The organism is Pseudovibrio axinellae, assembly GCF_900110875.1.
Classification (GTDB): domain Bacteria; phylum Pseudomonadota; class Alphaproteobacteria; order Rhizobiales; family Stappiaceae; genus Pseudovibrio; species Pseudovibrio axinellae.
In genome coordinates this window covers 52,951-66,064 of the sequence record NZ_FOFM01000007.1, presented here as the reverse complement: position 1 = coordinate 66,064, position 13,114 = coordinate 52,951, and the positions used below count along the sequence as shown (strand labels likewise).

Below are 13,114 nucleotides of genomic sequence, written 5' to 3'. Positions count from 1 at the left end.
ATCTACTTTAAGAAAACGAATGAGGAGCAAACTGACAGGCTCAATTTGTTGATTTTGGGCGCTGTTGATGCTGGCCACTCGTTTTCTCAAGCTAGGCACTAGGTAGATTTCGCTGTTGTTTTGCCGCTCAAAACAGCAGCAGGGTGAGGCAGATGCCTGTGAGGTAGAGTCCCAAGCCAAATGACAGATGGGCGATGAGGCTTCTTATTCTGGCGACCCTTGGAGCAGGTGTTTTAGCGGCGGCAATGCCGAAGCCGAAGGCGGGCTGCATGAGGAAGAGGGGGAGGCCAACCGAAAGCAAGCCGATCAGTAGTGGCATCATGATGGTTGGTTTTTCCAGCCAGCCCGGTCCTGTAAATCCCAGCAACACCAGAGCCAGAATGACGCCGATTGCGTAATGTGTGATCCAGCCAATGGGGGCCTCCAAAGGCTGCGAAGGGCTCTGCATGATGTTTGCGTGCTGGACTTGTCCGTGAGGCATGGTTAGCAGCCAACGTCCAACCAATCGATAATCCAGAGATGGAATTGAGAAGTAGCGCAGGCGTACCCATGCGACCAGATCCATGAAAACTGTGGCGCCGATGCCGAGCAGAAGAGCGTTGAGCAGAAGAGTTGTGGTGAGCACGGGTTTGCCTTTCCTGATGAGGTTTTGGCGGCTACCGTGCCACTTCAAGTCGACTTGAGGTCAAGGGATTATCATTGAAATCTGATGGATAACCATGTTCGAGGGGCGGACATACCGCTGTTATGATGGACGTGTTCATCTGGAAAGTGTGTGGGCGCGGGCAAAGAAGCTTTGCAACGGCTCGTGGCCCGCTGGTTCTGGCAATGTGGTTAGTTGATACGCAGCAGGCGTTTTAGCTTTGTCTGGAGGCCGCCGCGTTTTTCCTTGCGGGCCAGTTCTTCCTCCGAGATCAGGAATGTGGTTTGCACCACATAGCGTTCGCCCTTGAAGGAGGGGTGGCCGTGCCAGCTTGATTCTGAGCGTTTGAAGGCGAACACGTTGCCCGCGAGAGGGGAAATCTCCTCGGCGTAGTCATCCATGTCCGTTTCGCCGTTAAGGGCGCGAATGGCGCCGCCCTCGGCGTTGTCCCAGTCGTCGTTCAGGTAGATCAGCATTGTGCAGATCTTGGACTTGGAATCGTTGTGGATGCGGCCATCGCCGTGTTTGGAGAGACGGCGGACGGTGATCATGCGGGGCTTGTCCATCAGCTCTAGCCCCAGCTTTTCCGAGAGGATTTCCGCAAGCTCCGGTTTTTGCAGGTCGTCAATCAGCCGCTTGAAGGCACCTGTTGCCTCCAGCTTGGAGAGGGGCAGGTATCCGGTCTGTTTGATCTTGGGGTAATCCGCGCGGACGTCGGCGGCTTGTTCCTTGGTGATTACATTTTCGCTGACGAAATACTGGTAGGGATTGGTGCGGGTGCTAGAGGCCCTGAGAGCATCGAAATTGATCATGTTCTGACTTCCCCGAAAATGTGCCTGCCAAGACGGAAGAAAATAGGAGTGCAAGCTGTAACACGTGGTCGGAGCGCCGAAAATTGTCAGTTCTTGGTGCAGAAAAATAGCGTTTGAGTTTTAGCGGGTGTCTCAATGAGGGGCCTGTGAAGCCGGGTGTGAGTGCTGGAGCCAATAAAAAAGCAGCTTGCCGGGGTGTCCGGTGCAAGCTGTTTCTTTTGAGCGCGATGCTGCTAAGACTTTGGGAACGCTTGAGGTTAAATAAATTACAAGTGGGTTCTGTGATGTTCTGTAGACTTGCTTTCTCTAAAATATAGCTTCCGGCGTCTACCATAAATGATTTCCCAGAAATCTTGGGTGGTGCATGGAAGGTTCAAATTAGAGAGCGTGCAGAATGCCGCGTCGGCTGCGCATAACCACCTTGATTGTTGGCATGACACTTTTACTGGTGCAAGTTGATGCAATGGTGCTTGCCATTGCAATTCCTCGGATCGCTCAAGATTTTCACACGAACCCACTGTACCTGCATCTGACAATTTCTCTTTATCAGCTTACATTGGCAGTGTTTATTCCAATCTCGGGATGGGCAGCCGATCGTGTTGGTTCCAAGCGCTTGTTCGTATGGTCCTGCGCTTTGTTTCTGAGCATGTCTATTGCTTGTGCATTGTCGAAAGACCTGACCTCCTTGTTACTTGCGCGCTCTGTTCAAGGGGCATCAGGGGCGTTTTTGATGGCGATTGGACGGTTGACGGTCATTCGTATGGCGGGTTCTCAGAACCTTGTTGCGGCGATGGTTTGGATTGTAACACCTGCAGCTTTCGGCTTTGTGTTTGGCCCGTTCCTTGGAAGTCTGGTTATCAATTTTCTAAGCTGGCGCTGGATCTTTTTGATCAATGTGCCTGTTTGCATAGCCATCGCAGTAATGAGCAGTTACTACTTCAGAAACCTTCAACTTAAGGAAAAAGTGCCGCTTGACTTTCTCGGCTTTATTCTACTGGGAGGCTTTGCCTCACTCTTGCTTTTTACCATATCGGCATTGCCTGATATAACAAGAAATGGGTTTATCTCAGCGAGCCTTTTAGCCGCCAGTTTATTGTGTGGCTTGGCTTTTGTGGGACATATACGCCGTTCACCCCATCCTCTTATTGATCTTCAGATCTTTGCAAATGTCGGTTATCGGCTTGCTACCGGTGTCGGGGTGTTGCTGCGCATGGGGGCAAGTTCATTTGCGTTCGTTGCACCTTTGATGCTGCAAATTCTTCTGGGTTTTGATGTTATGACCACGGGTGTACTGATGGGTTTTGCAGCTGCTGGCGGGCTGCTTTCACGAGCTGTGGTTCACCCGTTGATTAAGCGGAATGGATTTCGCAGAATACTCCAGATTTTTGTCGTCTTCCTCGGTTTTGCAACACTGGCCATTGGTTTTGTTTGGCTGGCGAATTGGATTGTGATTATTGCGCTTGTCATTCTTAGCGGAGGCTTCTTCAGAGGGCTTGTTTTCACGGCTACGAATACGGCGTGTTATGCAGATCTCCCCGTTCCGCTTGTCAATCATGGCGTGAGTTTCGCAGGTCTGTCTCAGCAGCTCTCCAATTCGCTTGCTGTGGGGGTGGCTGCTGCCGTTCTGCACGTGCGGCAGGGTATAACTGGTCATTCAGTTCTAACAGGCCCAGACTTCGGCTGGCTCGCAATTTGCACCTCCCTCTTTGTATTGGTGTCATTGCCACTTGTCTGGTTCTTGCCGTCAGGTATGGGTAAGAGATAAACCAATAAGCAGCTATAACAACCGTAAGAATTATTGGTGTTTGATTCCCTTTGTCGTGTAGCTGCATAAACTTATCGACTGCCTCTTGAACGTTGCTTATTCTTGCAATGGGCTGTGCACAAAAAAGCAGCTTGCCGGGGTGTCCGGTGCAAGCTGCTTTTCAAGATTCTTTATGGCGGGCCTGTTGGCTCAGCCTGTCAGCACTTATGCCTTGGCTTTTGCCAGAAGTTCACGCATCTGAAGGTGGGTGAACTCGTTGCCTGCGATGATGGAGCGGGATTCGAACATGTTCTCTTTGCCCTTGTCATCGGAAACAAAACCACCGGCTTCACGGATAAGCAGGATACCTGCTGCCATGTCCCATGGGTGCAGTCCGTTTTCCCAGAATGCATCGAGACGACCTGCGGCGACCCAAGCCAGGTCAAGTGCTGCTGCACCTGCACGGCGGATGCCTGCAACTTCACCCATCACATGGCGGATCTCTTTCAGCGCACGACCATGGTCGCCAACGCCGATGAATGGAATGCCGGTGCCGATGAGGCAGTCGGTCATGTTCTTACGAGATGCAACGCGAAGGCGGCGGTCATTACAAAATGCGCCAGAGCCTTTTTCAGCGGTGTAGAGCTCATCCATGATTGGGTTGTAAATCACGGAGGCAACGATCTGGCCAGCGCGTTCCAATGCAATGGAAACACAGAAGATCGGAATACCGTGAAGGAAGTTTGTTGTGCCGTCGAGGGGATCAACGATCCAGCGGTGCTGACCGTCTGTACCTTCGATCTCGCCAGATTCTTCCATCAGCAGGCCGTAGGTCGGGCGCGCTTTTTGAAGTTCCTCGCGGACAATTTTTTCTGCTTGGTGGTCTGCCTGCGAAACAAAGTCACCTGGGCCCTTGCGGGATACTTGCAGGGTTTCTACTTCGCCGAAGTCCCGTGCCAGTGAGCGACCAGCTTTTGTCGCAGCCTGAACCATAACGTTTAGAAGGGCCGTACGTGCCATTTTTCTTCACCGTTCCTGAAAGATAAAGCAGTGAGCTTTAATACTGAGAGGTTTCACTGCTTTATTTTTTTTCTTTTGTGCGTTTTCTTGTCCGAAAACCGTATCCACTTTTCGGGAAAGCGCTTTCATGAGGCAGCCGTATGCTGCCTCAAACTTGTTGCTTTTAGATTATTTGTCTGCGCGACGAACGTATTCGACGTTGTCTGTGTCTACGATGATCTTCTCACCGGAGGTGATGAATGGAGGCACCATACAACGTACGCCGTTTTCCAGCACTGCTGGCTTGTAAGAGGACGACTGGGTCTGACCTTTTACAACTGCGTCTGCTTCGACAATTTCGAGTGTTACGTGTGTTGGAAGAGAGATGCCGATTGGCTTTTCTTCATGAAGCTCAACCGTTACGGTCATGCCATCTTGAAGGAATGCTGCTCGCTCGCCAACGAATTCTTTTTGCAGTTCAAGCTGCTCGTATGTTTCATTATCCATGAATACCAGCATGTCGCCTTCTTCATAGAGAAACTGGAAGTCTTTCTGCTCAAGACGAACACGCTCAACGGATTCTGTTGCACGAAAGCGTTCGTTCAACTTGCGGCCGTCCAACAGGTTTTTCATTTCGACCTGCGCAAACGCGCCGCCTTTACCTGGCTTAACGTGCTGAACCTTAACTGCGGCCCAAAGAGTGTCCTGGTGCATAAGCACGTGGCCTGGCTTAATTTCGTTGCCATTGAGTTTCATAGAACTACCAATCAGTTTGATAATGTATTGCAAGGCTGTCACGGATTGGCGCTGAGCCTAGGGTCGCAGCCCGTCTTGGGGTCTGTGCAACATAATTTCACGCCATTTTCAAGGAAAAAGAGCGCATCAGCTGCCCATAGTTGCTTTAGTCCATGTTTCCACAAGCTTGATAAAGCTTAAGGGTGGTGTCTGAGGCTCTACTGCTTTGGCTGCAGAACTGGAGAGGCACCGATCTTGATGCCGATTTCTGCAGCGCGTTTGCTTGCTTGTTCTTGTTGCTCAAGTGATAATGACTTGGAAAGCGCTTCAAGTTTGCTGTCCAAAATGCCTTGTCGGCCTGCGTGGAACTGCCAGGCTGAGGCTTCGATCGTATCAATGGGGCGGCCTCGTCCGTTGGCGTAGATGCGGGCAAGGCGGTTCATTGCGATCGGGTTGCCTTTGGCGGCTGCGCGCTCGAACCAATCGGCTGCTTCTGCCTCGTTGGGAACGACACCTTCGCCTTTAAACAATAAGGTTGCGTAGTAGATTTGTGCCGGGACCAGACCGCGGCGGGCAGCGCGGCCCATCCAGAAGGCTGCGCGACGAGGATCGCGGATCTCTTGCGGTCCATCCTTCAGGTAGATGCCAAGCTCCAGCATCGCGTCGATATCACCCGTTTCTGAGGCGCGCTCCAGCAGTGACTTGATGATTTTTGGATCATTGGGCCGTACTTTGCCTTCCTGATGAAGAAGTGCAAGGTTGTACAGGGCCTCGGGGATGTTTGCGGCTGCCGCTTTTTCCAGTTGCTCTGCGGCTTTTTCGGGGTCGGCCTTCAATTCAGCACCGGCTCCAGATAAGTAAAGCAGCCCGAGACGCAGGGCTGCTTGCGGGTCGCCGTCGCTTGCAGCCAGCTCATACCAGCTGGCAGCCAAGGGCAGGTCCCGGGGGATGCCTTTACCGGATTCGTAAAGCACACCCAGCAAGGTTTTGGAGCTGGTGATGCCAGCTTGTGCCTGACGTGTGGCCAAAGCGAGGGCGGTTAGGTACCAGCCCCGCTGGAATGCGCCATAGGCAGGATCGCCAACAATCGTCTCTGGTGTTGGCCCGTTGGGCGCGATCACCGGGGCCTGATTAAGAGGCGAGCGTAGAAGAAGGGTACCGCGTGGGTTATACGGGTCCTGTGGGTTAAACGCTTGAGGTGTGTTGGTTCTGCTGCCGGCATTTGTTTGTGCTGCAACCATGCCATAGGAACCAAGCAGGGTGATGCTCGCTACAATTGACAGAAGCTTTTTAGAACACAACAACATCAAGAGATTAACCTTCTTCTTCTGAAAGTGTATGTGTTGAGAGGATAGCGTTTGCCTGCTCAACGGCTGCCTTTGGCCCTTCTGGGTGGTTCCAGACTGCTTCGCGCACCGCTACGAACTCAGCTCCGGTTGCTGCTGCTGTGTCCACTGAGGACAGCGCAGTACCTGCGAGCACGACACATGGAGTTTCGAACACTTCTGACCACCAGATGCCGTAGTCCAGAGATTTGCGATGCGGCTCTTCCTCTTGTTTCAAAGAGAGCAGGCCAAAGAACATGTAGTCAACGCCCATAGAGGCAACAACCATCGCTTCGTGGCGTGTTTTTACACCTGCATGACCGATGATTTTGTCATCCTGGAAGCCATCAAGAGTTTCTTCCAGCTCTTTGTCTGTGCCGGTGACATGAAGGCCATCAGCGCCGGAGCGGCCAACGATCTGGGTGTTGTTTTCTATCATGACCGCAACATCATGCGCCTGTGCAACTGGCACAAGGCGCTTTGCGGCAGTTTGAAGCTCTACCTCGTTTGCATCCGGCATAGAAATCAGAAGGCTTGCGACATCGCCGCCTTCCAAAGCTTGCTTGAGTTGCCCTTCGAACTGGTCGAGGTCAAAGGACTGTGGGGTAACAAGGTACAGACGCGGATGCACGTAGTTTGCTCCTGATAAAGTTCCGATAGTCGAAGATGCCTTTGCGCAGTGTAACCTACGTTCAGTCTCCGGCCCATTTGTGGGTCCAGACCGCGCTTTGTCATATACAGTTTGAGCGCTGGTCTGATTCTTGTGCACGCGCTTTTCGGGCACAGTGCCCAGCAAAGCAAAACGCGCGTTGTTTCTAAACAGCGTCTTGATCTCTTTTTCAAGAGGCTGTGTCAATATCTAGGCGAAACTGCCAATAAAACGAAAAGAGGGACCAATTTGGCCCCTCAATTCAGGAATTCTCATAAAACTTGATGCTTCTTTGAGCGCGGCGCGTCAAGTGTAATCACACGTCGGGCTCTAAAACATATCCGCCAAGCGTATTTTGATCCGAAAATCGATCGCTTTTTGGAAGGTGAGCTTTATGCTTCTAGCGCGACAACGCCTGGAAGTTCTTTGCCTTCCAGCCACTCCAGGAATGCACCGCCAGCGGTGGAAACGTAGGAGAAGTCGTCAGCTGCGCCAGCGTGGTTGAGGGCTGCAACGGTATCGCCGCCGCCTGCAACTGTTTTCAGATCGCCGGATTTGGTGCGTTCTGCTGCGTGCTGTGCTGCTGCAACGGTTGCTTTGTCGAACGGTGCGATTTCGAATGCACCCAGAGGACCGTTCCAGACGAGGGTCTTTGCTTCGTCGATCTTCTGCTTCACAACTTCGATAGAAGCTGCGCCAACGTCGAGCATCATTGCATCAGATGGGATCGCGTCCAGAGCAACGGTCTCGTTCTTGGTGTTTGCTGCAAATTCCCATGCAACAACGGCATCTGCAGGCAGAACGATTTCACAGTTTGCTTTTTCAGCTGCTGCCATGATGCGGTTTGCTGTGTCGGCCAGATCATGCTCGCAAAGGGATTTGCCAACATTCACGCCTTTTGCAGCCATGAAGGTGTTCGCCATGCCGCCGCCGATGACCAAGATGTCCACTTTGGACACGAGGTTTTCGAGCAGGTCGATCTTGGAGGAAACCTTTGCACCGCCAACAACAGCCAGAACAGGACGCTGCGGGGTGGAAAGAGCTGCGCCAAGTGCTTCCAGTTCCGCCTGCATTGTACGGCCAGCGTAGGATGGAAGCAGTTTGGTGATGCCCTCAGTAGAACCGTGGGCGCGGTGCGCTGCGGAGAATGCGTCGTTGACGAACATATCACCGTTTGCTGCAAGAGCTTTTGCGAACTCAGGATCGTTCTTTTCTTCACCAGCGTAGAAGCGGGTGTTTTCCAGCAGGAGAACATCGCCGTCAGCCATTGCATCAACAGCAGCTTTCGCGAGATCGCCGGTGCAGTCAGATGCGAACGCGACTGGCTCGCCAAGCAACTCTGCAACAGGGCCAGCAACTGGTGCCAGGCTCATATCTGCAACCACTTTGCCTTTTGGACGGCCAAAGTGAGCAAGAAGGATGACTTTACCGCCAGCCTTTGAGATTTCACGGATGGTTGGCAGTACACGCTCGATACGAGTTGTATCGGTTACCTTGCCATCCTTCGTTGGGACGTTGAGGTCTACGCGGACCAGAACACGTTTGCCGGAAAGCTCGGCATCATTGAGGGTTTTAAAAGACATGAAAATCTCCGGATTTCCTGTGTGCGACCTTATTGGTCTGCATTCTTACAGAAAACATTGCGGAGTTTAGGACTAAATCAGGAGGAAAAACTGCGCTGCAGAAAGGAGCTGCATTTTTCGATTTAACCACTCCGCACAGGTATATGTGAGAAAAGGGCCGCTTCGCAGCGGCCCTTTTTTAATTTAGATGAGCTTTGCCATCGCAACAGCAGTGTCTGCCATGCGGTTGGAGAAGCCCCACTCGTTGTCGTACCAAGTCAGGATACGAACCATTGTACCTTCCATGACCTTTGTCTGGTCCATGTGGAAGATAGAGGAGTGTGGGTCGTGGTTGAAGTCGCAAGAAACGTTAGGCACTTCGGTGTAACCCAGAACGCCCTTCAGTTCGCCGTCAGCCGCTGCTTTGATTGCTGCGTTGATTTCTTCAACGGAAGTGTCTTTCTTCGCGGTGAAGGTCAGGTCAACAACGGAAACGTTTGGAGTAGGTACGCGGATTGCAACACCGTCCAGTTTACCAGCCAGCTCTGGCAGAACCAGGCCAACAGCCTTAGCAGCACCAGTGGAGGTTGGAATCATGGAAAGAGCTGCTGCGCGGCCGCGGTACAGATCCTTATGCATTGTGTCGAGGGTAGGCTGATCACCAGTGTAAGAGTGAATGGTGGTCATGAAGCCTTTTTCGATGCCAACAGCTTTGTCCAGTACAGATACGACTGGGGACAGGCAGTTGGTGGTGCAAGAGGCGTTGGAAACAACAAGATCGTCGGAGGTCAGTGTGTCGTGGTTTACACCGTAAACGATTGTCTTGTCAGCGCCTGCTGCAGGAGCAGATACCAGAACGCGCTTTGCGCCTGCTTCCAGGTGCAGAGCAGCTTTTTCTTTTGCGGTGAAGATGCCGGTGCATTCCATCGCAACGTCAACACCAAGCTCGCCCCATGGCAGATCTTTTGGATCGCGGATTGCGGTCACTTTGATCGGACCACGACCACAATCAATTGTGTCGCCGTCTACTGTTACAGTTGCTGGGAACTTGCCGTGTACTGAGTCAAAACGCAGCAGGTGTGCGTTTGTTTCAACCGGGCCGAGATCGTTGATGGCTACAACTTCGATGTCGGTGCGACCAGATTCGATGATTGCACGAAGAACATTACGACCAATACGGCCAAAGCCGTTGATGGCTACCTTGACTGCCATTTTAAAAACCTCTTTCGGTACAGCGTTTTTTAACGCCCGCGTTTACGTGTGCCAGCTCTTGCCGGCCGTCTCCTTGCAAGGCGTCTGACTTTATTGAGACAGACGCCTGCGCACATCAGCTTTAGGCGTTATCGCCAAGGCGCTTTTCGGCCTCTAGGACTACTGCATTGGCAGTAATCCCGAAATGCTCATAGAGTTCCTGGTAAGGGCCAGAAGCACCAAAACCGGTCATGCCTACAAAACCACCATCAGACCCTACAAAGCGATCCCAGCCCATGCGAACACCCGCTTCAACTGCGATCTTCACCGGACTACCACCAATGATGGCATTCTTGTATGCGTCAGATTGCTGCTCAAAGAGCTCAAAGCTTGGTACTGAAACCACACGGGTTGCAATGCCTTTGCCATCAAGCTCTTTCTTTGCTTCCACTGCGATCTCAACTTCTGAGCCAGTTGCAAACAAAGTTACAGTCGCTTCATCTTCACAGTCAGCAATAACGTATGCGCCTTTAGCACACAGGTTTTCGCTTTCATAGTGAGGGCGAAGGGACGGCAGGTTTTGACGAGTCAAAGCCAAAACGCTTGGGTTATCAGTGGCTTTCATTGCCAGCTGCCAGCATTCCAGTGTCTCTGTAATGTCCGCAGGGCGGAAGAACAGAAGTTCTGGAATACACCGTAGAGCTGCAAAATGCTCGACAGGCTGGTGCGTTGGACCATCTTCACCAAGACCAATGGAGTCGTGGGTCATGACATGAATGACGCGCTGCTTCATCAGAGCTGCCAGACGCAGAGATGGACGGCAGTAATCTGAGAAGATCAGGAAGCCACCGGAGTAGGGGATAACTCCGCCATGCAGTGCCATGCCGTTCATTGCTGCAGCCATTCCGTGTTCACGGATGCCCCAGTGAATGAAGCGACCGGAGAAGTCGTCCGGTGTGATGGATGCAGTGTGCTCGGTGTCGGTGTTGTTAGAACCTGTCAGATCTGCTGATCCGGCAATGGTTTCTGGAACAGTACCGTTGATGACTTTCAATACAGCCTGGGACGCCTTACGGGTCGCGATTTTTGGCTGTGTTTCAGCAAGCTCTTTTTTGTAGGTGTCGATTGCAGCGTCGAAACCAGATGGCAGGTCGCCACGGCAACGGCGTTCAAATTCGCCACGAACTTCAGGGTTTGCTTCTTTGAAGCGTTGTTCCCACTCTTTACGAGCGTTTGCAGAGCGAAGGCCAGCAATGCGCCATGCGTCAAGCACGTCGCTCGGAACTTCGAACGGCTCGTTTGACCAGTTCAGCTGTTCGCGGGTTGCTGCAATCTCTTCAGCGCCAAGCGGTGCGCCGTGCACTTTGTTGGTGCCTGCTTTGTTCGGAGAGCCAAAACCAATGGTGGTTTTTGCTGCAATCATGGTTGGGCGGTCGCTCTTGCGCGCTTCAGTCAGCGCTGCTTCGATCGCCTCAGGGTCATGACCGTCGATCTGGATTGTGTTCCAGCCGGATGCTTCAAAGCGTGCAATCTGGTTGGTGGAGTCTGAAACGCTTACAGCGCCATCAATGGTGATGCCGTTGTCATCCCAAATCAGGATAAGTTTTTTGAGCTTCAGGTGTCCTGCAAGGCTGATGGATTCCTGGGAGATGCCTTCCATAAGGCAGCCGTCACCAGCAAGAACGTAGGTGTAGTGGTTCACCAGCTCTTTACCAAAGCGCTCTTCTTGAATGCGCTCTGCGATCGCCATGCCTACAGCGTTGCCAAGGCCCTGACCGAGAGGGCCAGTTGTGGTTTCGATACCTGCGCCATGGCCATATTCCGGGTGGCCGCACGTACGTGCGCCAAGCTGGCGGAACTGCTTAAGCTGATCGATGGAGAAGTCTTCGTATCCCAGCAGGTAAAGTGTGGAATACAGGAGCATAGAGCCATGCCCTGCGGAGAGCACGAAGCGATCTCGATCTGCCCAGTTCGGGGAGTTAGGATCAAATTTTAAAAACTTGGAAAACAGGACCGTTGCGATGTCGGCGGCACCCATTGGAAGTCCAGGGTGGCCAGATTTTGCTTTTTCAACGGCATCCATTGAAAGAAAGCGTATCGCATTCGCCATGCGAGAGTGCTTTTCGAGATCGGTCATCTTATTCCCGCTGTCGCCCCGGGTGGGCAGCCGGGTCTTTACCATTAGCTAGTGTAGATTCGAGGACAGGTGCCAAAGTCTTTGCCCCAGACTTTTGCGATGTGGCAGTTGTCTACGAACGTATAACGAAAGGAGACATAGCAGGTCGGTCGGTTGAGTCAATGAAATGGAGCTCATCTAAAGGTGTTTATTGCGTAAGTTGAGCGCTTTTGAAATTTGAATAGCATTTGTTAACATAAGTTATGTTGCCAAGGTCTCTTCAGTGAGTGAATTTGCTTAGCGTAAAATGCGTGTACATTAGATTTTTATAGGGGCCGTACTCGTATTATGTTCTCTAATGTTGCGTTGATCTAAATTTTAGGGTCTGGGTGCTGGTAAGTTCTAGAATCACCGATAAATGAGATGGTTCTCGCAGATTCCTAAGATATGATGTGAATAACGGTCGACGATTCCCTCGATCTAATGGATAATTGTCTTCCGCTTCCCTAGATGGGACGAGGTCGAGCTGCTATTTTATGCTGGTGGCTGATGTTATCGTGAGTACGGATACAGTTTGATGTCGAAGGTGAAGATGGATAGTGGGCAAGATCTGGATCAGGCACTGGATCGTTTTTCTGCCTCTATCACAAAGCTTGAAGGCGCGCTTCATCGCAGATCGTCCCGTGACAAGACCCTTGATGCGCTCGAAAGTGATGTGCAGAGAATTGGTGAGGATCGCACGCAGTTGGCGGCAAAGCTGGATCAGGCTGAAGCACGTGGTGCTCGCCTTGAAGATGTCAACAAAGATGTTTCGCGCCGCCTTGTTGCTGCCATGGAATCCATACGTACTGTTCTCGACGGACAGGAGAGCTAAGATCAATGGCGCAAATAACAGTAACAATCAACGATCGTAGCTTTCGGATGGCATGCGATGACGGAGAAGAAGAACGACTTCTCGGTCTGGCTCAGCGTTTTGACGACAATATCAACAGCTTGAGAGATAATTTCGGCGAGATCGGTGACCAGCGTTTGACCGTTATGGCAGGTATAATGGTGACGGATCACCTTGCTGAGGTTGAGCGCAAGCTTAAGGCTGCTGAAGGGCGTATCGAAGAGCTGGGCAAGGCAGAGGCTTCTGTTGAAGAGCGCCTTGCAGCTCAGGAACAGCGATTCACGACCCGTATCGAAACCATCGAAAAAGAGCACCGGGAAAAAGAAGCCAAGATTATTGCGCGGCTTTTGGAAAGAGCAGAAAAGATCGAGCAGCTTAGTAGCGAGCTGGACGGTGAGCAGCGTGAAGCAGAAAGCGCTGCTTAACTCGGGCGATTGATTGGCTGA

At 51.9% G+C, this 13,114-nt stretch carries 12 protein-coding genes; 3 read left to right on the top strand and 9 right to left on the bottom strand.

Annotated elements, in window-relative coordinates; translation table 11 throughout:
- Positions 1 to 127 precede the first annotated feature (127 nt).
- Both BMZ51_RS15570 and BMZ51_RS15565 read right to left on the bottom strand, forming a co-directional pair.
- On the bottom strand, positions 128 to 625 hold the full coding sequence (locus tag BMZ51_RS15570) for a DUF2938 domain-containing protein (protein ID WP_074882149.1): 498 nt from the start codon (positions 623 to 625) through the stop codon (positions 128 to 130).
- 209 nt (positions 626 to 834) lie between these two features.
- Positions 835 to 1,455 carry a 2OG-Fe(II) oxygenase gene (locus BMZ51_RS15565; protein WP_068004019.1) on the bottom strand — a complete coding sequence of 207 codons (621 nt, stop codon included), beginning with the start codon at positions 1,453 to 1,455 and terminating at the stop codon, positions 835 to 837.
- A 394-nt stretch (positions 1,456 to 1,849) separates the two neighbouring features.
- Here BMZ51_RS15565 and BMZ51_RS15560 point away from each other — a divergent pair, with 394 nt between their 5' ends.
- Positions 1,850 to 3,220: an MFS transporter gene (locus tag BMZ51_RS15560; protein WP_068004021.1), complete on the top strand. Its 1,371-nt coding sequence runs from the start codon at positions 1,850 to 1,852 to the stop codon at positions 3,218 to 3,220.
- Positions 3,221 to 3,424: 204 nt separating this feature from the next.
- Here the strand turns inward: BMZ51_RS15560 and BMZ51_RS15555 are convergent, their stop codons facing one another.
- The 7 genes from BMZ51_RS15555 to tkt form a co-directional block, all read right to left on the bottom strand.
- Positions 3,425 to 4,219, bottom strand: a complete 795-nt coding sequence (locus BMZ51_RS15555; protein ID WP_068004023.1) for an inositol monophosphatase family protein — start codon at positions 4,217 to 4,219, stop codon at positions 3,425 to 3,427.
- Between the two features lie 168 nt (positions 4,220 to 4,387).
- On the bottom strand, positions 4,388 to 4,954 hold the full coding sequence (gene efp / locus BMZ51_RS15550; protein WP_068004238.1) for an elongation factor P: 567 nt from the start codon (positions 4,952 to 4,954) through the stop codon (positions 4,388 to 4,390).
- 197 nt (positions 4,955 to 5,151) lie between these two features.
- On the bottom strand, positions 5,152 to 6,240 hold the full coding sequence (locus tag BMZ51_RS15545; RefSeq protein ID WP_082825576.1) for a tetratricopeptide repeat protein: 1,089 nt from the start codon (positions 6,238 to 6,240) through the stop codon (positions 5,152 to 5,154).
- A 7-nt stretch (positions 6,241 to 6,247) separates the two neighbouring features.
- Positions 6,248 to 6,889, bottom strand: coding sequence for a thiamine phosphate synthase (locus BMZ51_RS15540; RefSeq protein ID WP_068004239.1), 642 nt, complete (start codon positions 6,887 to 6,889; stop codon positions 6,248 to 6,250).
- A gap of 410 nt (positions 6,890 to 7,299) precedes the next feature.
- Positions 7,300 to 8,490 (bottom strand): phosphoglycerate kinase, encoded by a 1,191-nt coding sequence (locus BMZ51_RS15535; protein WP_068004026.1) that lies wholly within the window; start codon positions 8,488 to 8,490, stop codon positions 7,300 to 7,302.
- 183 nt (positions 8,491 to 8,673) lie between these two features.
- Positions 8,674 to 9,681: a type I glyceraldehyde-3-phosphate dehydrogenase gene (gene gap, locus BMZ51_RS15530; RefSeq protein WP_068004028.1), complete on the bottom strand. Its 1,008-nt coding sequence runs from the start codon at positions 9,679 to 9,681 to the stop codon at positions 8,674 to 8,676.
- 121 nt (positions 9,682 to 9,802) lie between these two features.
- The gene (gene tkt / locus BMZ51_RS15525) at positions 9,803 to 11,797 is read right to left on the bottom strand and encodes a transketolase (protein WP_068004030.1); all 1,995 of its coding nucleotides are present in this window, start codon (positions 11,795 to 11,797) and stop codon (positions 9,803 to 9,805) included.
- 556 nt (positions 11,798 to 12,353) lie between these two features.
- Here tkt and BMZ51_RS15520 point away from each other — a divergent pair.
- Positions 12,354 to 12,650, top strand: a complete 297-nt coding sequence (locus BMZ51_RS15520) for a DUF4164 domain-containing protein (protein ID WP_068004032.1) — start codon at positions 12,354 to 12,356, stop codon at positions 12,648 to 12,650.
- A gap of 5 nt (positions 12,651 to 12,655) precedes the next feature.
- Complete coding sequence (locus BMZ51_RS15515) at positions 12,656 to 13,093, top strand: cell division protein ZapA (protein ID WP_068004035.1); 438 nt, start codon at positions 12,656 to 12,658, stop codon at positions 13,091 to 13,093.
- The last annotated feature ends 21 nt before the right edge of the window (positions 13,094 to 13,114 follow it).